Origin of the sequence: Hydrocarboniphaga effusa AP103 (assembly GCF_000271305.1) — a bacterium.
Lineage (GTDB): Bacteria > Pseudomonadota > Gammaproteobacteria > Nevskiales > Nevskiaceae > Hydrocarboniphaga > Hydrocarboniphaga effusa.
Window position 1 is genome coordinate 550,218 of sequence record NZ_AKGD01000001.1, and the last position, 21,661, is coordinate 571,878.

At 62.4% G+C, this 21,661-nt stretch carries 20 protein-coding genes; 10 read left to right on the top strand and 10 right to left on the bottom strand.

From position 1 onward, the window contains the following. Positions 1 to 52 precede the first annotated feature (52 nt). From WQQ_RS23505 to WQQ_RS02480, 8 genes are all read right to left on the bottom strand, one after another. A complete protein-coding gene (locus WQQ_RS23505) occupies positions 53 to 550 on the bottom strand; it encodes a DUF4279 domain-containing protein (RefSeq protein WP_083844385.1) in 498 nt (165 codons plus the stop codon). Between the two features lie 396 nt (positions 551 to 946). Next, positions 947 to 1,393, bottom strand: coding sequence for a hypothetical protein (locus WQQ_RS02455; protein WP_157534476.1), 447 nt, complete (start codon positions 1,391 to 1,393; stop codon positions 947 to 949). 66 nt (positions 1,394 to 1,459) lie between these two features. After that, positions 1,460 to 1,744, bottom strand: coding sequence for a hypothetical protein (locus WQQ_RS24155; protein ID WP_157534477.1), 285 nt, complete (start codon positions 1,742 to 1,744; stop codon positions 1,460 to 1,462). An 82-nt stretch (positions 1,745 to 1,826) separates the two neighbouring features. Next, the gene (locus tag WQQ_RS02460; RefSeq protein WP_040452848.1) at positions 1,827 to 2,087 is read right to left on the bottom strand and encodes a hypothetical protein; all 261 of its coding nucleotides are present in this window, start codon (positions 2,085 to 2,087) and stop codon (positions 1,827 to 1,829) included. Positions 2,088 to 2,172: 85 nt separating this feature from the next. After that, positions 2,173 to 2,487, bottom strand: coding sequence for a hypothetical protein (locus WQQ_RS02465; RefSeq protein WP_157534478.1), 315 nt, complete (start codon positions 2,485 to 2,487; stop codon positions 2,173 to 2,175). 1,073 nt (positions 2,488 to 3,560) lie between these two features. Then, positions 3,561 to 4,655, bottom strand: a complete 1,095-nt coding sequence (locus WQQ_RS02475) for a ParA family protein (RefSeq protein ID WP_040452854.1) — start codon at positions 4,653 to 4,655, stop codon at positions 3,561 to 3,563. Positions 4,656 to 4,760: 105 nt separating this feature from the next. Beyond that, entirely contained in the window at positions 4,761 to 5,159 is a 399-nt protein-coding gene (locus WQQ_RS24165) for a DUF6228 family protein (protein ID WP_157534480.1), read from the bottom strand. A gap of 943 nt (positions 5,160 to 6,102) precedes the next feature. Continuing rightward, positions 6,103 to 6,327, bottom strand: a complete 225-nt coding sequence (locus WQQ_RS02480; RefSeq protein ID WP_040452856.1) for a hypothetical protein — start codon at positions 6,325 to 6,327, stop codon at positions 6,103 to 6,105. Between the two features lie 441 nt (positions 6,328 to 6,768). On the opposite strand from WQQ_RS02480, the gene tnpA reads away from it, so the two are divergent. Genes tnpA through tnpC form a run of 3 tightly spaced genes read left to right on the top strand, consistent with a single transcriptional unit; the run spans position 6,769 to position 9,012 of the window. Next, positions 6,769 to 7,104 carry an IS66-like element accessory protein TnpA gene (gene tnpA / locus WQQ_RS22800; protein WP_083844375.1) on the top strand — a complete coding sequence of 112 codons (336 nt, stop codon included), beginning with the start codon at positions 6,769 to 6,771 and terminating at the stop codon, positions 7,102 to 7,104. After that, entirely contained in the window at positions 7,101 to 7,448 is a 348-nt protein-coding gene (tnpB, locus tag WQQ_RS02490) for an IS66 family insertion sequence element accessory protein TnpB (protein WP_040452778.1), read from the top strand. The genes tnpA and tnpB overlap by 4 nt, the downstream gene beginning before the upstream one ends. A 28-nt stretch (positions 7,449 to 7,476) precedes the next feature. Further along, positions 7,477 to 9,012, top strand: a complete 1,536-nt coding sequence (gene tnpC / locus WQQ_RS02495) for an IS66 family transposase (protein ID WP_007183254.1) — start codon at positions 7,477 to 7,479, stop codon at positions 9,010 to 9,012. On the opposite strand, the gene WQQ_RS02500 is transcribed toward tnpC, so the two are convergent. Beyond that, the gene (locus WQQ_RS02500) at positions 8,997 to 9,653 is read right to left on the bottom strand and encodes a hypothetical protein (RefSeq protein WP_007183470.1); all 657 of its coding nucleotides are present in this window, start codon (positions 9,651 to 9,653) and stop codon (positions 8,997 to 8,999) included. The genes tnpC and WQQ_RS02500 overlap by 16 nt on opposite strands. Before the next feature lie 765 nt (positions 9,654 to 10,418). Between WQQ_RS02500 and WQQ_RS02505 the strand changes: the two genes are divergently transcribed. The 4 genes from WQQ_RS02505 to WQQ_RS02520 all read left to right on the top strand — a co-directional run bounded on the left by WQQ_RS02505 (position 10,419) and on the right by WQQ_RS02520 (position 14,570). Then, the gene (locus tag WQQ_RS02505) at positions 10,419 to 11,072 is read left to right on the top strand and encodes an MBL fold metallo-hydrolase (protein ID WP_007183471.1); all 654 of its coding nucleotides are present in this window, start codon (positions 10,419 to 10,421) and stop codon (positions 11,070 to 11,072) included. Then, a complete protein-coding gene (locus tag WQQ_RS02510; RefSeq protein WP_007183472.1) occupies positions 11,072 to 11,854 on the top strand; it encodes a metallophosphoesterase family protein in 783 nt (260 codons plus the stop codon). The genes WQQ_RS02505 and WQQ_RS02510 overlap by 1 nt, the downstream gene beginning before the upstream one ends. 10 nt (positions 11,855 to 11,864) lie before the next feature. Then, the gene (locus WQQ_RS02515) at positions 11,865 to 13,052 is read left to right on the top strand and encodes a BaiN/RdsA family NAD(P)/FAD-dependent oxidoreductase (protein WP_007183473.1); all 1,188 of its coding nucleotides are present in this window, start codon (positions 11,865 to 11,867) and stop codon (positions 13,050 to 13,052) included. 69 nt (positions 13,053 to 13,121) lie between these two features. Further along, on the top strand, positions 13,122 to 14,570 hold the full coding sequence (locus WQQ_RS02520; protein WP_007183474.1) for a trypsin-like serine peptidase: 1,449 nt from the start codon (positions 13,122 to 13,124) through the stop codon (positions 14,568 to 14,570). On the opposite strand, the gene WQQ_RS02525 is transcribed toward WQQ_RS02520, so the two are convergent. Further along, a complete protein-coding gene (locus WQQ_RS02525; protein ID WP_007183476.1) occupies positions 14,542 to 16,299 on the bottom strand; it encodes a peptide MFS transporter in 1,758 nt (585 codons plus the stop codon). The two genes, WQQ_RS02520 and WQQ_RS02525, sit on opposite strands and share 29 nt — an antisense overlap. 218 nt (positions 16,300 to 16,517) lie before the next feature. Between WQQ_RS02525 and WQQ_RS02530 the strand changes: the two genes are divergently transcribed. The 3 genes from WQQ_RS02530 (at position 16,518) to WQQ_RS02540 (ending at position 21,037) form a co-directional block, all read left to right on the top strand. Further along, positions 16,518 to 18,548: an alpha/beta hydrolase family protein gene (locus WQQ_RS02530; protein WP_007183477.1), complete on the top strand. Its 2,031-nt coding sequence runs from the start codon at positions 16,518 to 16,520 to the stop codon at positions 18,546 to 18,548. Positions 18,549 to 18,591: 43 nt separating this feature from the next. Next, the gene (gene fsa, locus WQQ_RS02535) at positions 18,592 to 19,239 is read left to right on the top strand and encodes a fructose-6-phosphate aldolase (RefSeq protein WP_007183478.1); all 648 of its coding nucleotides are present in this window, start codon (positions 18,592 to 18,594) and stop codon (positions 19,237 to 19,239) included. A gap of 76 nt (positions 19,240 to 19,315) precedes the next feature. After that, a complete protein-coding gene (locus WQQ_RS02540; protein WP_007183479.1) occupies positions 19,316 to 21,037 on the top strand; it encodes a M28 family metallopeptidase in 1,722 nt (573 codons plus the stop codon). The last annotated feature ends 624 nt before the right edge of the window (positions 21,038 to 21,661 follow it).

Below are 21,661 nucleotides of genomic sequence, written 5' to 3' on the forward strand. Positions count from 1 at the left end.
GGTGCACTTGAGCACGCTATGCCTTCGCTTTCCATAGCTATAACGCCGAGTTTCAGCTGCGGCCCGGCTGGAGCGGCGAAGCCACGGAGGCCGGGACGTCGGCTGGAGGCGATGGTTGGGCCGGCTCTGTCTCAGACTGAGGCTCGTCCGGCCCGTAAATATCTAGTGAAAGCTCGATGCCTCGCTCTGCAAGGGCAAGCATTGTTGCGGGAGAAATGGACACACCTTCATTTGATTCTTTCATGAACCAGCCGCAGAACAGGTCTAATTCAAAGCGCTGCGACAGCCCGGCCCATACGGCCAAATTACTGGTGAGCTTTTCGAGCAACTCCGAAACCTGACCATCTAGATTTTCTGGTTCCGCATCGCCGGCATGCAGATGCCAGCTACCAGACTTTCTTGTGATGCCGCGACCTGACGTACCCGTTTGGATGTGCCCCTTGTGCCACGCTTTAGTCGGAATGCACCCGAGTAGATTTGTGACCTCTTCAGGGTTGAGATCGTCGCCGAAGATTCGAAGCGAGGCTTTTGAGCGGGCTAGATGTGCCATTGATTTAGGCCCAACGCAGAGTTAACGCGCGGCCCGTTTGCGGGCCGTCGGCTTGAGCGCCTTGTTGGCCCTGCTACCAGCGTGAGAATGCAGCATGCACGGCCTCCGTTTGAGGCAACACACGAGGTGGCTTGGGACCGACCCAATACCTGCTGTTGTCTCCAAATGGCTCCTCGATCTCGTAAAGCTCACCCTCGACTTTGAACTCACAGAACGCGCTCTCTCGGAACCAAGACATGATCTTGGGTCTGCGAACTAGAACTACACCCGGAATTCTCTCTACGACCACGCAGGCGCCAGAACGACTTAAACGCCAGTTAGGAATCTCAAAGGCCAACAACCGACCATCATTGGTTTTGATTGGATAAGTTTTCATGGCCAACGCCCCGTTGGACCTCATGGTTGCGACTCGGACAGCTCCTCACGAATGCGCCACAGCCCATCTGCATTGGGAGCGGCGAGCAGTGATACAGGACTGGAGTACTTTTTGAGGTTGGAGAAGCGCGTTGCGCGTACCCTAACGCCTGAGTCTTCTTGTGAGTACGTGATGTCGGAGTACGAACTGGTGTCGCCCTTGGCTTTGGCTAGCGGCATCGACTGCCGAATGAGCGCTTTGTACTGAGGAGCGGGCATGGTCAGCTCACGCACTTGGCCAGTGGGATAAGTTCTCCTGTTTTTTATCAGCGCGTCATCCGCATAAAGATCCGCGACCTCGGGGTCGAACGCATGCTCAAGCGCCACATACCGCTCAAAGAGCTTTTTGGCTTCATCATTTGGCGCGGCATTAGCACTGCTCGCAATCAACAGGAATGCCGCTGCTAGTGCCGACAGGATTCTGTACACGCTTCGTCTCCGACGTTTGAGGTCCAGCACTCAGGTTTACGCGCTGCTAATTGGACCTCGACGCAACTACTTTTCTTGAACATTGCCTACCAGCCCAAGGGAAATATTACGCTGCTGAAGTACATGCAAAGCCGCTGCCACTTGTTCGTATGACGATTGCGGATACGCTACCACCCGAGCTTCTGTGGCTTTTGTTCTTGCCACCACAGTATCTAACTCCAAGGCAGTATCGACCTGCTTGCCATCGACCAAATACGCAGCCGGCAATATCTCTATGCTCAGCGGTGCTGCTACCGATTGCGCGCAGCTTGCCGTTACAAAAAGGATCAGCAGCGCTGTGCAGCGCTTCATGGGGTCCAACGCCGAAGCTCAGCCGCGGATTTGCCGCAGCGAAGCGAAGGCAAGTACGTCGGCTGGAGCACCTGGTTGGGCCTCATACAAGCGGCTCCAAGTCTTGTGGAAACGCCCTAAATGCATTCCATTGCTCCTCTGTCAGTTCTGCGCTTGTGTTGCGCGAGTTCCAGGCTCGATTCAAATGCGCCAAGACATGCCCCAAGCTAACTCTCAACTCCTCTTCACCGAACTCGGAATCTGTTGAGGCTTCCTTTATTAGCTGCTCTAGATGCTCCTTCGCATCCTCCAGCTCATATAGCCACAGCGCGAACTCCACCGGATTTTCTGTCTTATTGATCACGACAGTCCTTTAGGCCCAACGCCGAGCATAAGCCGCGGCCACGCCGGAGCGCAGCGGAGGCGTGGACGTCGGCTTGATGCTCTGGTTAGCGCGGGCCATTTGGAACAAGACCATAGCGTGAATTTACTTTGAGCTTGCCGATTTGCTCTACGAGCGATTTGTACCGAGCCTGGATGGCGGGCGTGGCTTCTAGGAACTCGCCGAAGCCACCCATGCCGGCGAATGGTACAGACCCGCGAATGCGAACGGCTTCTTCGATGTTACGAGCCTGCAAGCTGGATATGAGCTTCCGAAAATGACTGACGTACGGCTGGCCGGGCATTGCCTGCAAGATCTCATGCACCACCGTCGCATCAGCAAGGGCTGCTGAGAGTGCGCTCTGTTCAAAGTCCGAGTTCATAAGCGCTAACGCCGGCATTAACCCGCGGCCGCGCCGGAGCGCAGCGGAGGCGTGGACGTCGGGTTGAATGCCTGGTTAGCTGCGCTCTCTCCCCGAGCCAACCGTTGTGCCAACAAAACGGGAGCGTTGAAACCCCAAGTGCTCATAGACAAAGACTCCGCTACCTCTGGTAGACCTTGCAGCGAAATGTTTGCTTGCCCCAAGACCGCGCCGCCGGATGTTGTGATTGCTTTGATATGAGCAAACGCATAAGCGGCAACGCCGACACCCACTAGCTGCGATGCAGTTGGCTCTGCTGCCCCATGCCAATTGAGCACGCCCGCGATGAAGCAACGCGAACTGACCTTGCCGTCTGTATCAGCGCACTGCCCGACGACACAACCTGCGCCGAATCCGCCGCCAGCCAGCGGAATAGACCAAAACTGACCACGCCGCAGTGAGCTAGTGGACTTAGGGACAAACGGAAAGCGCTGTTCTTTCATAGCAGCTAACGCCTGAATTAAGCCGCGCCGCGAAGCGGCGTCGGCTTGAATGAACTGTTAGGTGCTTGTCCGGTGACCTCAATGCCTAGTGTCATTGGCGGCATGAGATGCCGAAACAGCAACTGGGATCCGTCCGGACCGAACAGCACAACTTCACTAATCGCTCCTTCCCCGATTGGATCAGACTCTTCGAACTGCGACACAGTGAAGGGCAGCAAGTCGGCTGCCTCAACGAGCGGGCGCATGGAGTAAGTCTTTCCGTTCCTAACCCATTGCAACGCACTTGAGTCGCAAGCCTGCAATGAGAGGCTCAGCGAAGGATACTTGCCAGGCGCTAGCTCTACCTCGCAAGGAGCCAGCTGAATCAACTCGCCGCCGGTCAGCCGAAGCACAGCCATAGACGTAGCGATGGGTGTCGTGTGCTCGTTGGCCCACGCAGGATGCACCGGCTCACAGAGGGGAGTCAAAATCTCGAGTACCACTTTGCCGATGAGCGACTGAGTTTCCACAAGCACCTAACGCCGGCATCAGCCGCGGATTTGCCGTAGCGAAGCGGAGGCAAATACGTCGGCTGGATGCATTTGTTGGACGCTACCCGCAAATTCGGACTACGTTGTCTGCTGCTTCAGAGAATTTCTGCCGAAAGAGGTCTATCTGCTCAAGTTGATTATCGGCCCACTTACTGCGATCTCGGAGCGACACGACTTGCTGGTGCTGGTTCAAATCACTAAGGGGAACACTAAGCCACAGACTGTTCTGAATAAGAACATTGGCATCCTCGATATCACCGACGCGACAGCCCGCTGGTAGGTTTGCAGCCACCGGCTGATAGCGAGTAATGGCTCCGCGTAGGGCGCCTACAAGATCGTCAGTGATGGCGGTTTCCAAGCGATCATGCATCGTTCTGTCAGCTTGAATCATCTCCTTATCGCCCAGTTCGACACCGGCGCGGATTTCTGCTGACGTCCTACGCCTTCTGGCCGTATCAAATCCGTTGAATATCCACCCAGCAAAGACCGGCTTTCCAAGACTGTCAAAATCCGGGAAGTGAGGATTCGTGGCTTTAAATCGATTAAGTCCAATGTCCCAATCCGAAATGAATGCCGGGACCATTTGTCCGATAAGGCCGACGCAGTACACACTGAAATTATCCGATGTACATGGAACGATGTAAAAATCAGACGAGTAGAACGCCGCACGAACAAGAGCGCCAAATGAAGGGGGTAGATCGACAATCACAAAGTCGTAGGGGAGCCTAGCCTTTCCCTCTGCCGCCGACACGATTCGTCGGAGCGCAACATACCTGGACAGACCACTGCCCATGAGCAAGTCGTTACCGACGTTGAGTGAGTCGGCATAGATGTTGAGCCAAAAGTCACCTGCCACAAGATCAACGTTCCCGCTAGTGTGCCTGCCATGATGCAGGAATACTTCCTCGCCCCCGGTATTCTGCAGAAACCTCTGTAAGAAGGAACGTACAGTGGTTCCGTATGGCGCGTTCTGCGTGGGGAGGGCCTGCACGAAGGTTTCTTCTCCAAGCATCGCAATCGACAGGTTGCATTGAGGATCGAAGTCGATCAGAAGAACTCGCTTGTTGAGATTGCCAAGAGCGTGTGCCAGGTTCCAGCAGATCGTAGATTTTCCGACGCCGCCCTTGTTGTTGAAAACAGAGATGATCTTTGCCATTTGATCCTCAATTAGAGCCGCGGGATGAGATGGAAACTATTTCTTGACGTCCAACGCCAGAATTAACGCGCGGCCCGTTTACGGGCCGTCGCGTTGAATGCCTGGTTAGCGGCCAACTGCACCGAAGAACCTCTTAGCATTGGACGCCAGCACCGAAAGTTGACCGAACTCGATTTGGATTGTGGCTGTAGCGGACCACTCTTGCGTTGCTCCAATGCGGCTGAACGCAACTGCCAAAGAGACTGTACCAAGAGAACTGCACGAAGCAGAAATGCTGAACTCTTGCTCAAGAGACTGATAGTGCAGCTGACCTTTCCACGGCTTTGAATATGCCGCCAGTGCTTGGAACAAACGAGCCACGCCTTGAGGGTCTGTATAGCCACAAACAGAATGGACCACTTGAAGTTGTTGGCTCTGAAACTCGACCGAATAGTCTTCTCCGACACGCTGGCTAAACACTAGTCGCGCGTCTGTTTCTGCTGACTTGACGATAAAAGTTTCCATTGACTTGGCCGCTAACGCCCTAGCTCAGCCGACCGCCCGGCTTTTCGGGCGGTTCGGCTGCAGCACCTTGTTGGGCGCCGGGAGCGATATAGACAACTTGTAATGGATGCCTTGACGCGACGACTAGCATGGCTGCGATTGCCAACGTGCCAACGATAACGACGAGCCACGTTGGCAAGATATAAGCGCTGCTGACGAACAATAGAAGCAATGCCCATTGGATCACTGTGGCGGACTTTGACTGACCCAACCCAGACCTACAGCTACCGCATTGCATGCCGACGGGGCCCGCAGCCATAGCTTTCCTCGCCAACGAAACGCGAGCGCCACATACAGGACAATCTGAAGGCTTTTGCCCTTCTTTCATAGCGCCCAACGCTCGGAGTTAAGCCGCATGCGGGCGAGCTGCGGCGTGAATCTCGGGCTGCTGTTGCGGAGCATGTCGGCTTGAACTCCTTGTTGGACCGTGGCGCTGCTTCAACAACGTGGAACCGTAGGTCTGCGACTGCATCGTGATTGTAATCGCGGACTTATCCAGCCAGCCCGCCCCCGCAAGGGCGCGGCTGTGGAGAAGTCGCGGCGTGCGTCTACAGCGTCCAGAACTTCTGTACGGAAACCTCGTATCAGGCGAAAGCTCGGGCGTCCGGGAGGCCTCGAAGCCGGCCACGCGCAAGGATGAGCATGGCCCGGCTACGGGCATCACGGCGCCGTCAGGCGCCTGGGCTTGTCATAGATTCAACAACTTGCTCAGGCTTGCCAGAAACCGCGCAAGAATGCGGCCTGCAGCGGTGTTTCAGATGGGAAAGTACGGTGGCGTATCGTGCCGGTAAATGCGGGGTTTGATGCGCTCGTCAGGCCTGGGTCCAACGCCGAAACTCAGGCGCGGCGAAGCCGTCGCCTGGAGTGCCTTGTTGGACCGCGCCGCCACTTTCTGGATATGGCGTCATGGAAGCCACTCTTTCGCTTTGAGCCAAAATGAATCCCCCAGCCGCATGGCCAAAAGCCCGGCCACCAAACCTACAGATGACGCCGACAGCAAAAGCGCCTTGCAAGAAAGCGATGCGAAGTGCGTGCCGATAAACAGCAGCGCAATACCACCAAAGAAAATGAAGCCACAAACGAACCGGGTGACTTTAGTCCCTCTGTCCGGGGCGACTTCGTCTTCCATCTCTTAGGTCCAACGCGAATTAGAAGACACGGGATTGTCCAATAAACTGGCAAGGCGTTTCGATAACCTTCGTCATAGCTTCCCAACCCCTTGAATAATATGAATTCACTCGCTCGATGGGGGATTGTCATGTCCCATAAGCTGGCCGGTCGATTGCGCGAGCTACGGTTCCGATCTTTTATAGCGAATCGAGGCAAATGTTTCACCAGGACAAGCGGTCAGATTGCCGTTCCTTGAAGACGCAAAGGTCCGAGTTGGGACCATCAAGATGACGCGGCCACGGTTTTAGTCTTGCGGGGCAGTTTTTCGACTCGGCTCGCCGTCTTCCAGGCATGCAATTTCGTAAGCGTCCGAGGCTCACCGCTTGAAGGGAGTGTTGTGGCGTAGAAGATAAGCGTCCCTTGGGCGCCGATGGTGTCCACGATTGATTAAGTGGACACCATGCAAGCATCATCCTTGGGCAAGAAGCGGCGCAGCTATTCGGCGGAATTCAAGGCGGCGTGCGTAGCCGAAGCACGGCAGAAGCAGAGTTCGGTCTCGTCGATCGCCCGGCGCCATGGGCTGAATCACAATCTAATTTTCAAATGGTGGCGCGAGGCGGACGCGGCGAGCAAGACGACGTTGCTGCCGGTCACGATCGTCCCGCCTGCTGCACCGACTCCGCAATCGACGAGCGTCGCTTTGAGCGTGTCCTTCGCCGACGGTGCCTGCCTACGCATCGAATCGGCATCCGATGCGATGGTGCTGACGATCCTTGATCGCCTGCGCTCACGATGATCGGTTTGCCAGCCAGCACACAGGTGTGGATCGCGGCCGGCGTGACGGACATGCGCAAAGGCTTCGATGGTTTATCGGCACGGGTGCAGCAGGTGCTCGCAGATGATCCGTTCTCGGGCCATGTCTTCGCCTTTCGCGGTCGCCGCGGCGATCAGCTCAAGCTGCTGTGGTGGGACGGTGACGGCTTGTGTCTGCTATCGAAGCGACTGGAGCGCGGCCGCTTCGTCTGGCCGAAGGCGGAGTCGGGCCGCGTGCATCTGACCGCAGCCCAGCTCTCGATGCTGCTCGAAGGCATCGACTGGCGACGACCGGAACGCACCACAAAACCCTCGAAAGCCGCCTGATTCTGCAAGCTTTTTGCATCGAGATGCCATGCTCGATGCGCCCGAATCCGATCTGCCCGATACCGTCGAAGCGCTGCGTGCGCTGGTGCAGTCGCATGCCGCCGAGCTGTCGACGCTGCGCAGCGTGCTGCGCCATCGCGATGCCCAGATCGACAAGCTGCTGATCCAGCTGGCACGCCTCAAGCGCATGCAGTTTGGCGCCAAGAGCGAGAAGCTCGATCGCGAAATCGAGCAGCTCGAATTGCTGATCGAGGAGCTGCAGACACCCGACGCGGTACCGGTCGTTTCAGCGGCCACGGAAGCCAGGCAGAAACCTGCCCGCAAGCCATTGCCCGATCACCTGCCGCGTGAGTCCATCGTCCATGCGCCGGCATCGGCGTGCCCCGACTGCGGCGGCGCGCTGCGGCCGATCGGCGAAGATGTTTCGGAAATGCTCGATTACGTGCCGGCGCACTGGAAAGTGATTCAGCACGTGCGCCCCAAGTGCGCCTGTGATGCCTGCTCGCGCATCGTCCAGGCCTCGGCACCTTCACGGCCGATCGCCCGTGGCCTGGCCGGCGCTGGCCTGCTGGCGCATGTGCTGGTCAGCAAGTACGGCGACTCCCTGCCGCTGTATCGGCAAAGCGAGATTTACGCCCGTGAAGGTGTCGAGATCGAGCGCTCGACGCTGGCCGAATGGGTCGGCGGCAGCGCGGCGCTACTCGCCCCGCTGGTCGAACGCATTGCCGCGCACGTGATGAGCGCGACCAAGATTCATGCGGACGACACGCCGGTGCCAGTGCTCGCGCCAGGCAATGGGAAAACCAAGACCGGACGGCTGTGGACTTACGTGCGCGACGATCGCCCGGCTGGCAGCCAGACTCCCGCAGCGGTGCTCTTCCGCTACACGCCCGATCGCAAGGGCGAGCATCCGAAGCGGCACCTGAGCCGTTTTGAAGGCACGCTGCAGGCCGATGGTTACGCCGGTTTTCATCACCTCTACGGCGGCGGCAAGATCCAGGAAGCCGCCTGCTGGGCGCACGTGCGAAGAAAATTCTTCGACATCCACCAGGCCAATGCCTCGCCCATCGCCAAGCAAGCCCTCGATCGCATCGGCGCTTTGTATGTCGTCGAGCAAGACATTCGCGGTAAACCAGCACAAGAGCGAAAAGCACAACGGCAATCGCGCGCCGGACCACTGCTGCAAGAACTGAAGGGCTGGTTCGATCAAACCGTCGGCACGCTCTCGACGAAATCCGAACTCGCCAAGGCGATTCGCTACGCCACCTCACGCTGGCCGGCGCTGACGCGCTATCGCGACGACGGGAATCTGGAAATCGACAACAACGCAGCGGAGCGATCCCTGCGCGTCGTCGCGCTCGGGCGCAAGAATTTTCTCTTCTGCGGCTCCGATGCCGGCGGCGTGCGTGCCGCTGCGATCTACAGCCTGATCGGCACGGCCAAGCTCAACGGACTCAACCCCGAAGCCTATCTGCGGCATGTGCTCGATCGCATCGCAGATCATTCCATCAACAAGCTTGATGAGCTGCTGCCCTGGAATGTCGCCGCTCAGCTCCCGCTATAGGTAGTCTCTGGACGCTTACGCAATTTCTCGGCCTCGGCGGCGTATTTGTTGACCATGATCGCGTCAAGTTTGCGGATGGTGTCGGCGATGTCGTCCAGGAGCTGGCTGATGCGCATGGTGTTTTCGACGCCTTCCTGGTTTTCGCCTTGGTTGGTTCGGCTGGCGGTGCGGATGGCGTCGGCGCGCTGGCCGAGCTTGTCGATGAAATCGAGTGGCAGTTCGTAGGCGGCGAAGCGGGCGCGCAGGGTGAGCTTGGTTTGCTGGGTCTGGGCGCTGTCGCCGGGCTGGTCCTGCAGCTGCGCGCGCAGGGTGTCCACATGTGTGAGCAATACAGTTTCGCCGTTCTTGTCGGGCATCCGGTACGGCATGGCAAAGCTGGCGTCGTCGGCATCGAGGCCGATGGCGCGCGCGGTGCGGGCGATCTTTCGGCAGTCGGCTTCGAGTTTCTTGAGCAGCGGTTGCTTGTCGATGCGGGCCGGCTTTTGATCGGCCATGACGATGATGAGCTTGGCCAACTGCGCGGTGATCGTCGCAAACAGTTCGGCTGCTTTGCTCGTCTGCGGAAAATCCGCAGTGCGCTCCTGGCCGAAGGTGCGTACTGCCGTGGCTCGCTGGTAGCGAAGCTCGTCGCGCTTGTTCATGCGGTCCTCAAGTTTGGCCGCCACTCGGCGGGTACGCGGACGATGCAATGATGGCTTTCGCGTATCAGTGAAGCACGTCACGTTTACTGCGATGCGTGCTTTGGATGAAGACAAGATGTGATGGAGTTGCGGCTACTGCGAGGCGATCCAACACAATCCGGCAACGAATGACGGCGCTTTGCTCGCAGTAGCACTTCGTTTCAGGCGATCGAAAGTCGTCTGCCTTGGCGGGCAATCGGTCTTGGGGCGCGCGCTATGTGGGTCGGGGGCTGCTCACACTGTACCTGGATGAGGCGGTAACGCCGTTGGAGCGGCTCGCATTGCGCCTGACGTGATCGACATCAGGTCTGGATGAACTCTCAGATCGTCTGGATTGGTCGGAACTTTGTTTTAAGCATTCGACATAGCATCTGAAACGATTGGAACTGAATCTGGAACGGCTCTCAGGTCGCCTGGATCGGTTGGAGCTAGGTTGTGATCGTTCGGCATCGAGTTTGGGACGGCTGGTGGGGCGTTGCGGAGGATCGGCTGCGGGTGGACGGAAGCTGGTGGCTTGGTTTGCTGGTTGCGATACCGTCAGTGCTCTCTCACCCGGCGCTGTGCGCCACCCTCCCCCGCACGCGGGAGAGGGTTAAACGACGGCGGCGCCGTCAAGCATCATGAGAACCGAGGCCTCCCCACAAGACTCCGGAAAACACGGCGCCGCCCCAGCACCCTCCCCCGGCTGCGCTATGCTTTCCGCACATTTGCCACATAGCCGCTGCCATGTCCGCGTTGAAGTGCGAAATCATTCCCGTCACTGCCTTCCAGCAGAACTGCTCGCTGGTCTGGGATCCGACGACGATGCGCGGGGCGCTCGTCGATGCGGGCGGTGACATTGCGCAGCTGCTCGAGCGTGTGAAGCATCACGGCGTGACGCTCGAAAAGCTGCTCGTCACGCACGGGCATCTCGATCATGCGGGCGCGGTGGCCGATCTGGCCGAGCAACTGTCGCTGCCGATCGAAGGGCCGCACCGCGACGATGAGTTCTGGATCGAAGGCATGCCCGAGGCCGGGCGCCGCTACGGCTTTCCGCCGCTGCGCAGCTTTACGCCGGACCGCTGGCTCTCCGATGGCGACACCGTGACCATCGGCACGATGACGCTCGACGTCCTCCACTGCCCGGGCCACACGCCGGGACACGTGGTGTTCTATCACGCGCCGTCGAAGGCGGCTTTCGTCGGCGACGTGCTGTTCGAAGGCTCGATCGGGCGCACCGACTTTCCGCGCGGCAATCACGACGACCTGATCCGCTCGATCCGCAGCAAGCTGTTCCCGCTCGGAGACGACATCACCTTCGTGCCGGGCCACGGCCCGCTGTCGACCTTCGGACGCGAACGCCAGAGCAACCCCTACGTGAGCGATCGCGTCGCCCGCTGATGCCGTCACCTGCCGCGTTGCGCATCGCGCTGATCTCGGACATTCACGGCAACCTGCCGGCGCTCGAAGCGGTGCTCGCCGACCTCGACCGGCGCGAGGTCGATCGACTCTTCAACCTCGGCGACATCTGCTACGGCCCGCTGTGGCCGCGCGAAACCTGGCAGCGCTTGCAGGCGCTGGCCCTGCCGACGCTGACGATTCAAGGCAACCAGGATCGCGACCTCTACGATCACGATCCCGGCCTGCTGCCCACGCATCCGACGCTGCGCTACGACGTCGAGGCGCTCGGCGCAGCCGGGCTCGCGTGGCTGCGTGGCCTGCCGAAGACGCTGAGCGTCGATGAGATCTACGCCTGCCACGGCACGCCGGACAGTGATCTGGTCTACCTGCTCGAAGACGTCGGCAGCGGCGATGCGCAGCTGCGTTCGGAGCCCGAGTTGCGGCAGCTGCTGCCCGCGCGCAGCGAGGCTGTGATCGTCTGCGGGCACACGCATACGCCGCGCAGCCTGAGGCTCGCCGACGGCCCGCTGGTCGTGAACCCGGGCAGTGTCGGCCTGCCGGCCTACGACGACCTGCTGCCGGTTCCGCACCGCATGCAGACGGGCTCGCCGGCCGCGCGCTATGCGCTGATCGAACGCGACGAACACGGCCGCTGGAGTGCCGAGTTGCTCAGCATTGACTACGACTTCGAATCCGCCGCGCGACAGGCCGAACGCAACGGGCGAGCGGACTGGGCCGGCTGGCTGCGCAGCGGGCTGGCCGACGTTCCGACAGCCGCCTGATGAACCCCTAATGGATGATTTCGACGTCGTGGTCATCGGCGGTGGCGCCGCCGGCCTGTTCTGCGCCGCGACTGCCGGTGCGCGCGGCCTGCGCGTGCTGGTGCTCGAACATGCGAACAAGGTCGGCAAGAAGATCCTCATGTCGGGCGGCGGGCGCTGCAATTTCACCAATCTCGACGTGCGGCCCGATCGCTATCTGTCGGCGAACCCGCACTTCTGCAAATCGGCGCTCGCACGCTACAAGCCGGAAGCCTTCATCGCGCTGGTCGACAAGCACGGCATCGCCTGGCACGAGAAGGAACTCGGGCAACTGTTCTGCGACGACTCGTCCAAGCTCATCGTGCGCATGCTGCTGGCCGAATGCGAAGCCGCGAACGTACGCATCGAAACCGAAACGCCGGTGCTGCGCGTGCAGCATCGCGACGGCGGCTTTGCGCTCAACACCAAGCTCGGCCCCGTGCGCTGCGCCCGGCTCGTCGTCGCTACCGGCGGGCTGTCGATTCCGTCGATGGGCGCGAGCGGCTTCGGCTTCGATCTCGCGCGCCAATTCGGGCACCGCATCAAACCGACGCGCGCCGGCCTGGTGCCGCTGACGCTGTCGGGCAAGCCGCTCGAGGCGCACCAGGATCTGTCGGGGCTTTCGCTGGCCGTCGAAGCGAGCTGCGGCAATGCGAGCTTCAACAACCAGATGCTGTTCACGCATCGCGGCTTGTCGGGGCCGGCGATGCTGCAGATCTCTTCGTACTGGGAGCCCGGCAAGCCGCTGCGAATCGATCTGCTGCCCGGCGACGATGCGCTCGCGTTGTTGCAGGCCGAGCGACGCGATCGTCCGAACATCGAGCTGCGCACGGCCTTGACGGCGCACCTGCCGAAGCGGCTCGCGCAGAAACTCGTCGAGACGCTGTTCCCCGCGTTCGACGGCAAGCCGCTGCGCCAGCTGCGCGAGGCGGATCTGGCGCAGATCGCCGCGCAGCTGTCGGACTGGCCGATCACGCCGAACGGCACCGAGGGCTATCGCACGGCCGAAGTCACGCTCGGCGGCGTCGATACCGACGAGCTGTCGTCGTCGACGATGGAATCGAAGCTGCAGCCGGGCCTGCACTTCATCGGCGAGGTCGTCGACGTGACCGGCTGGCTCGGCGGCTACAACTTCCAGTGGGCCTGGGCATCGGGCAAGGCCGCCGCGCAGGCCTTGTAACGCCGAAACGCGATTGCGGCCGACGGCGTAGGATCGCCGCCAGGCTCCCCACCGCCCAAGCGCTAGCTCATGAACCTCAAGCTCCGCCTGCTCGCATTCGGCTTCGCCCTGGCCTGCTCGCTGCAGGCTCATGCGGCCTTGCAGCCCGATCTGTCCAGCCTCAACGCCGTGCCGCGCCACGCGGTCGCGCCCACCACGGTTGCCAAGGCGCTCGCGCAGGCTCCCGGCAAGAGCCAGCCGCTGCGCTTCGCGGTGCTCGCCGAGCTTCCGGTCGCGCTCGACGGCGGGCTCTGGGACCGCGCGCCCGACGACCGGGCCCGTTGGCGTTCGCGCGTGAGTTCGTCGGGCGCGCTGGCGATCGCATTGGAGTTTTCGCGCTTCGCCTTGCCGGCCGGCGCCGAGCTGTGGATCTACGACGCGCGGGGCGAGCTCGTGCAGGGCCCGTACTCGCAGCGCGACCAGACACCCGAGGGCAAGCTCTGGACCGCGCTGGTTCCGGGCGACGAGGCAGTGATCGAGCTGCGTGTTCCGGAGGCGCAGAAGTCCGCGGTGGGGCTGCAGCTCGGCAAGCTCAGCCACGCCTATCTCGACATCGGCAGGGCCGCCGTCGATGCGCCGGCCAAGTCGGGCTCCTGCAATGTCGATGCGATCTGCAGCGACGGCGACAACTGGCGCGACGAGATTCGCTCGGTGGCGCTGCTGAGCATCGGCAACGAGTACGTCTGCTCGGGCCAGCTCGTCAACAATGCGCGCCGGGATCGCAGCCCTCTGCTGCTGACCGCGAACCATTGCGAGATCGGGCAGGCCTATCCGGCCTCTTCGGTGGTCACTTACTGGAATTACCAGACCAGCACCTGCAACCGGGCGGTTCCCAACGGCAGCCTGAGCCAGTCCATCAGCGGCTCGACCTTGCTGGCCGGCGACGTCGGCAGCGACTTCACGCTCGTGCGCCTGAGCTCGACGCCGCCCGCCGCGTACAACGTCTATTACGCGGGCTGGGATGCCGGCAGCGCGGCGCCGCGCTCGGGCGTCGCCATCCACCATCCGGCCGGCGACGAGAAGCGCATCAGCACCTACACCTCGTCGGCGAGCGCGCAAACCGTCTGCATCGACGGCGAGGCCTGCACGCGGCGCGTGCGCGCCTGGCAGGTCGACTGGGCACGCGGAACCACCGAGCAGGGCTCATCGGGTGGCGGACTCTGGAACCAGGACCATCGGCTCGTCGGCGTGCTGTCGGGCGGCAATGCCTCGTGCGCCAACACGGGCGGCAGCGATTACTTCGCCCGCCTCAACGTGGCTTACCAGGCCAACAGCGCGAGCAGCGGCCAGCTCAAGGCCTGGCTCGATCCGGACAACAGCGGCATCACCAGCCTCGGCGGGCTCGACTCCCGGCAGGTCACCAGCGACGAGGACGGTGAAGGCAGCGGCGGCGGCAGCCTCGGCGGCGGCCTGCTTGCCGCGCTCGCGGCGCTGGGCCTGCTGCGCCGCCTCACTTCACGCCGTGCATGCCGCGCTTGAGCAGCGGCACGAGCAGCAGCGCGATGAGGCCGGTGGCCAGGCCGACGCCGATCATCTGGCCGAACAGCTCGCCGTATTTGGCCGAGGCCTCGGCGAAGTTCAGCGTCTCGCCTTCCGGAATCTGCAGCGAGGCGAGCTTGCTGAACTGCGCGGCGAGCACCTCGGAATACGCGGTCGCGAGCCAGAACGCGCCCATCATGAGCCCGACCACGCGGCCGACCGATAGCTGGGTGACGGCCGACATGCCGATCGGCAACAAGCAGATTTCGCCGATCTCCAGGATCAGGTAGGCCAGCACCAGCCACCAGACGCTCGCGAGCTCCCCGCTCGCGGCCGCGTTGGCGCCGATCAGCAGCGGCCAGAACGACAGCCCCGAGGCGATCAGCGCGAAAGCCATCTTGGCGGGCTTGCTCGGGTTGAGCTTGTGGCGATCGAGAAACGGCCACAGCCACGAAAACAGCGGCGCCAGCACGACCAGGAAAAACGCGCCGAGGAAGGTCAGCGAGCCGGCCGTCTGCGGCACCAGCACCACGTCGTGGGCGATGGCGACGACAATGCCCACGCAAAGTGCGACGACCATCGCCACCGCCGCCGGCTTGCGTCCGCGATCGCTGGCCTTGAGCGCGGCGATCATCAGCGGAGGGGACAGCACCATCGACCAGAACGCCCACGGCAGCCCGCTGTGTTCGCCGGGCTGGCCGAAGAAATTCTTCGTCGACAGGCGATCGGTGTAGGTGATCCAGGCGCCGTAGGTCTGCTCGTAGAGCGAGTAGAACAGCAGCACGCCGACGATCAGCGCCACCAGCGTGAGCATCTGCAGGCGCTGCACGCGGTCGCAATGGCGCACCAGGAACCAGACGAACCAGGCCGCGAAGCCGGCCGCGATGAGGTGCATGGCCCCGTGCACGGTCCAGGTGCGCTGGATCAGCTGCCAGACCACCAGCACGCCGGCGATGCCGCCGAGGTAGATCGCGGCTTCGCGCGTGACCGGCCCCAGCTTCTCGCGCAGCAGCGCCGGGTTGGCCGGTTCTGCATGTCCAAGCAGATACTTCTGGCCCCAGAGAAACATCGCCAGGCCCGCGAGCATGCCGATGCCGGCCGCGCCGAAGCCGTATTTCCAGCCGAAGGTTTCGCCCAGATAAGCGCAGATCAGGCTCGCGAACATCGCGCCGACGTTGATGCCGGCCGCGAACAGCGTGAAGCCGGAGTCGCGGCGCGGATCGTTCTCGGGGTAGAGCCGGCCGACGATGGTCGAGATGTTCGGCTTCAGAAAGCCCACGCCCATGATGATCAGCGCGAGCGAGAGATAGAACACCTGCAGGGCGAAATCGTCGCGCACGGTCACGCCGTCGACGACTTCGGCCGCGTGGCCCTCGTAGGCCATGCCGAGGTGGCCCAGGACGAGCAGGCTGCCGCCGAACACCACCGCCTTGCGCATGCCGAGCCAGCGGTCGGCCACCAGCCCGCCGATCACCGGCACCGCATAGACCAGGCCGCCGTAGGCGCCGAGCAGGTCGTAGCCGGCGTCGTCCCCGAACAAGTGGTACTTGAGCACGTAGAGCAGCAGCAGCGCCTTCATGCCGTAGAACGAGAAGCGCTCCCACATCTCGGTGAAGAAGCAGACGTAGAGTCCCTTCGGATGGCCGAGGAAGTCGCCGTTCGCCGGGCCTCGGGCCGGGTCTTCCGCCGTACGGCCGACCTGCGAAGGCGTAGTGTGAGGGCTGGGCATGAGCTTGATTTGTCCCGTATTTGTCTCAGGGCGGGCGCCGGCCCGCGAGCTTCGATCTATTACGCCGGAGCGTGCCAAGGCTTGGCAAACTCCTTACCATCCCGTCTTTGGAAAACGACCGATTCCGAACGAGCTTCGGACCGACCCCATCGGGAATTTGCGCAAAGACCTCGCGAGCTCGCGAGCCCGTGCGGGATTCCCAGGCCCTGGAACCCACCATGACCCGCTTGATCATCTCGGCTCTGCTCGCCCTCGCCGTCTCGCCCGCCTGGGCGCAGGCCGACAGAAAGCCGCTCAACATCCGCGACCTCGTCGCCTTCGAGCGCGTTTCCGACCCGCAGGTCTCGCCGGACGGCAAGCTCGTGGCTTACGTGCTGCGCGCCACCGACCTGGACGCCAACAAGGGCGTGCGCTCGATCTGGCTGCTCGACCTCTCGGCCAAGACCCAGCGCAAGTTCAGCGACGGCGCCGGCAACTCCGACACCCCGCGCTGGTCGGCCGACGGCAAGACGCTCTACTTTTTGTCGACGCGCTCGGGCAGCCAGCAGGTCTGGCAGCAATCGGCGGTCGGCGCCGAGGCCAAGCAGATCACCAAGCTGCCGCTCGACGTCGGCAGCTACGCGGTCGCGCCCAAGGGCGACAAGCTCGTGGTGTCGATGGACGTCTTCCCGGACTGCGACACGCTCGAATGCAGCAAGAAGCGCCTCGACGAGAAGCCGCAAGCCAGCGGCGTGCTCTACGACAAGCTGTTCGTGCGCCACTGGGACACCTGGGCCACCGGCGCGCGCTCACAGCTGTTCTCGCTCGACCTGGCCGGTGACGGCACCAAGGCCAAGCAGATCGCCAAGATCGACGGCGACGTGCCGTCCAAGCCCTTTGGCGACGCCGCTGACTACACCATCACGCCGGACGGCAAGACGGTGATCTTCTCGGCCCGCATCGCCGGCAGGACCGAAGCCTGGAGCACCAATTTCGACCTGTTCCAGGCCAACATCGACGGCTCCGGCAAACCGAAGAACCTGACCGCCGACAACCCGGCCTGGGACACCCAGCCGCTGGTGACGCCCAACGGCCGCACGCTGGTCTATCTGGCGATGAAGCGCGCGGGCTTCGAAGCCGACCGCTTCCACATCATGGTGCGCGACCTGCGCAGCGGCAAAACCCGCGAACTGGCGCCGAAGTGGGATCGGTCCCCGTCGCAGATCGCGCTGTCCGAAAACGGCAGCACGCTGTATGCGAGCGCCGACGATCAGGGCCAGCATCCGCTGTTCGCGATCAACCTCGGCAACGGCCTGATCAAGAAGCTCACCGACACCGGCAGCGTGAGCGGCTTCGACCTGTCGCCCGACGGCATCGTCTACACCTACAACACGCTCGACAAACCCGACGATCTCTACCGCATCGGCTGGACCGGCGGCACCACCCAGCTCACGCGCCACAACGCGACGCGCCTCGCGAACATCGAGATGGCGCCGTACGAGCAGTTCAGCTTCGAAGGCTGGAACAACGAAACCGTCTACGGCTACGCGATGAAGCCGGCCGGCTATCAGCCTGGCAAGAAGTACCCGGTGGCCTTCATCATCCACGGCGGCCCGCAGGGCAGCATGGGCAACCTGTTCCATTACCGCTGGAACCCGGAAGTCTTCGCCGGCATGGGCTTCGGCGTGGTGTTCATCGACTTCCACGGCTCCACCGGCTACGGCCAGGCCTTCACCGACAGCATCTCGGGCGACTGGGGCGGCAAGCCGCTCGAAGACCTCAAGAAGGGCTACGCGCACGCGCTCAAGAGCTATGACTGGCTCGACGCGGACCGCGCCTGCGCACTCGGCGCGAGCTACGGCGGCTATATGGTCAACTGGATCGCCGGCAACTGGAACGAGCCGTTCAAGTGCCTCGTCAACCACGATGGCGTGTTCGACACCCGCATGATGGCCTACTCCACCGAAGAGCTCTGGTTCTCCGAATGGGAGAACGGCGGCACGCCATGGGAGAAGCCGCAGAACGTCGAGCACTTCAACCCGGCGCGCTTCGTCGAGAAGTGGAAGGCGCCGATGCTCGTCGTGCAGGGCCAGCTCGACTATCGCATTCCGGTCGAACAGGGCCTTGGCGCGTTCACCGCGCTGCAGCGTCGCGGCATCGACAGCCAGCTGCTCTACTTCCCCGACGAGAATCACTGGGTCGTCAAACCGGCCAACAGCGTGCTGTGGTACGACAGCGTGCAGGCCTGGCTCGGCAAGCACCTCAAGTGATTTTCGACTTACCTCCGAACCTCAAACACAACGGACTCAAGCGATGAAATTCTTTCTCGATACCGCCGACGTCGGCGAACTGCGCGAAGCCGCGGCCTCCGGCCTCGTCGATGGCGTCACCACCAACCCTTCGCTGATCGCCAAGACCGGCCGCAAGCTCAACGACGTGGTGCGCGAGATCGTCGACATCGTCGATGGCCCGATCAGCGTCGAAACCATCAGCACCGATGCACCGGGCATGATCAAGGAAGGCCTGGAGTTCGTGAAGATTCACAAGAACATCGTGGTCAAGGCCCCGCTCACACGCGAGGGCCTCAAGGCCACCAAGGCACTCGCCAGCGAAGGCGCCAAGGTCAACGTCACGCTGTGCTTCTCGGCGCTGCAGGCGCTGCTCGCGGCCAAGGCCGGCGCGGCCTACATCTCGCCGTTCGTCGGCCGCCTCGACGACGTCGGCCAGGACGGCATGGTGCTGATCCGCGACATCTGCCTGATCTACCAGAACTACGACTTCAACACCGAGGTGCTGGCCGCCAGCCTGCGCCACCCGATCCACGTGCTCGAGGCGGCCAAGGCCGGTGCCCACGTCGGCACGCTGCCGTACAAGGTGTTCCAGCAGCTCTACGATCACCCGCTCACCGACATCGGCCTGGCCAAGTTCCTCTCCGACTGGAAGAAGGTGCCGTCGGCCTGAACGCCGCCGTCGTTCATCACCCTTGCCGTGCGCGCCGCATGAACGGCGCGCACGGCGGCTTCACATTCGAACGCCCATGACCCAGGTCCGCGCCTTGCTGTTGCTGCTCGTCACTTCGCTCGCTGCAGCCGCCTGCGGCAGGCACGAGGCCCAGCCTGCTCCGCCGCCGGCCGGTACCGAAGCGCTCAGCTCGATCGACAAGGCGCGCGCGCAGATCGACACCGCCGGCCTGCTCGGGCACATCCGCGCGCTGTCCTCGGATGATTTCGAGGGCCGCCTGCCCGGAACGATCGGCGAGGCCAAGACCGTCGATTACCTGAGCAAGCAGTTCGAAAAGATGGGCCTGGCGCCCGGCAATCCGGACGGCAGCTACGTGCAGAAAGTGCCGCTCGTCGGCATCCGGGGCAAGGCGACGTTCAAGCTCGGCGTCGGCGGCAAGACCATCGAGATGCAGCCGAACCGCGATTTCGTCGCCGCCACCACGCGCTTCGTACCCGAGGTGAAAGTCGACGACTCCGAACTCGTGTTCGTCGGCTACGGTATCCAGGCGCCCGAGTACGACTGGGACGATTACAAGGGCCTCGACATGAAGGGCAAGACGCTCGTCATGCTCATCAACGATCCGCCGATCGCCAAGGCCGACGATCCCGAGCATCTCGACGAGGCGATGTTCAAGGGCCGCGCGATGACCTACTACGGCCGCTGGACCTACAAGTTCGAGATCGCATCCAAGCTCGGTGCGGCCGGCGCGATCATCGTCCACGAGACCGAACCCGCCGCGTATCCGTGGGCGGTGGTCGAAAGCTCCTGGGGCGGCGAGCAGTTCTCGCTCGCCAACCCCGACCAGAACATGAGCCGCGTGCCGGTGCAGTCGTGGATCACGGCCGACAAGGCGCGCGAGCTGTTCACCGCCGCGGGTCAGGATTTCGACGAGCTCAAGCGCCAGTCGCTCAAGCGCGAATTCACGCCCGTGGCGCTGCCGGCCAAGGCCAGCTTCGCGATCAGCAACAAGATTCGGCAGGTGCAGTCGCAGAACGTCGTCGCCAGGATCACCGGCTCCGATCCCGAGCTCGCCGACGAAGTCGTGATCTACACCGCGCACTGGGATCATCTGGGCAAGGACACGTCCTTGAAGGGCGACACGATCTACAACGGGGCGGTCGACAACGCGAGCGGCACCGCCGCCGTGCTCGAGATCGCGCAGGCCTTCCAGTCGCTGCCGGTCAAACCGCGCCGCTCGCTGCTGTTCCTCGCGGTGACCGCCGAAGAGCAAGGCCTGCTCGGCTCGCAGTTCTACGCCGAGAACCCGCTCTACCCGCTGCAACGCACGGTCGCCACGATCAACATCGACGCGATGAACGTGTGGGGGCGCACGCGCGAGATGCAGGTGATCGGCATGGGCCAGAACACACTCGAGGACGACCTCGCCAAGGTGCTCGAACGCTATGGCCGCGTCACCGTCGCCGACGAGCATCCCGAGAAAGGCTCGTACTTCCGCTCGGACCAGTTCAACTTCGCCAAGCAGGGCGTACCGTCGCTCTACGCCGACGACGGCACCGACGTGATCGGCAAACCCGGCTACGGCGAGCAGAAGCGCCAGGCCTACACGGCGACCGACTATCACAAGCCCTCGGACGAAATTCACAGCGACTGGGACTTGTCGGGCACCGTGGCCGACACGCAGGCCCTGTTCGATCTCGGCGACAAGGTCGCGAACGATGCGATCTGGCCGACCTGGAAGCCGGGATCGGAGTTCAAGGCGAAGCGGGAGGAGAGTTTGCGGGCTGCGGGGCGGTAACCGCGTCTCGTGGGGCTTCGCACTGGCTTCGCTGATTCAGCTGTGCACTGAAAGCTTTCGAAAGCAGGTCCTGGTGACGCACTTTCGCTGCGCGAAGGTCCCTGTGCGCGCTGTGCTGCTCGGTGCCTCACAAGGGATGGAAAAGCGAACAGCAAAAGCAGAAACGACTGCTTATTGCAGTCCCCTCTCCCGCGTGCGGGAGAGGGTGGTCCGGCAGGACCGGGAGAGGGGCTTTTGCTTTGGCTTTGATCAAAAACAAAAGCCCCTCTCTCCCCTGCTTAGCAGGGACTCTCTCCCGCACGCGGGAGAGAGGAACAGCAAACAATCAGCGGCGAAGCGCAGCGAGCCGCTAGTTGTTGACGTTCACCCCTGGCAGCGCCGGCTGGAGCGGCGCGCGCAGCGGGGCAGCCGGACAGGATGTCCGGCTGAGCTTCGTCGCGACACGATGTCGCGTCGAAGCGACCCCGAGCACGTCGCTCCAGCCGGGGACCCGTTCGTCGGCGCAGCCGTCGAACGGGCGCGGACTTCGGGGCGTGCTTTTCTTGGTTACTTCTTTTGCACGAGCAAAAGAAGTAACCCCCGGCCGGGGAGGCCAAAAACCTCAGCGCATAGCTGCATCAGCAC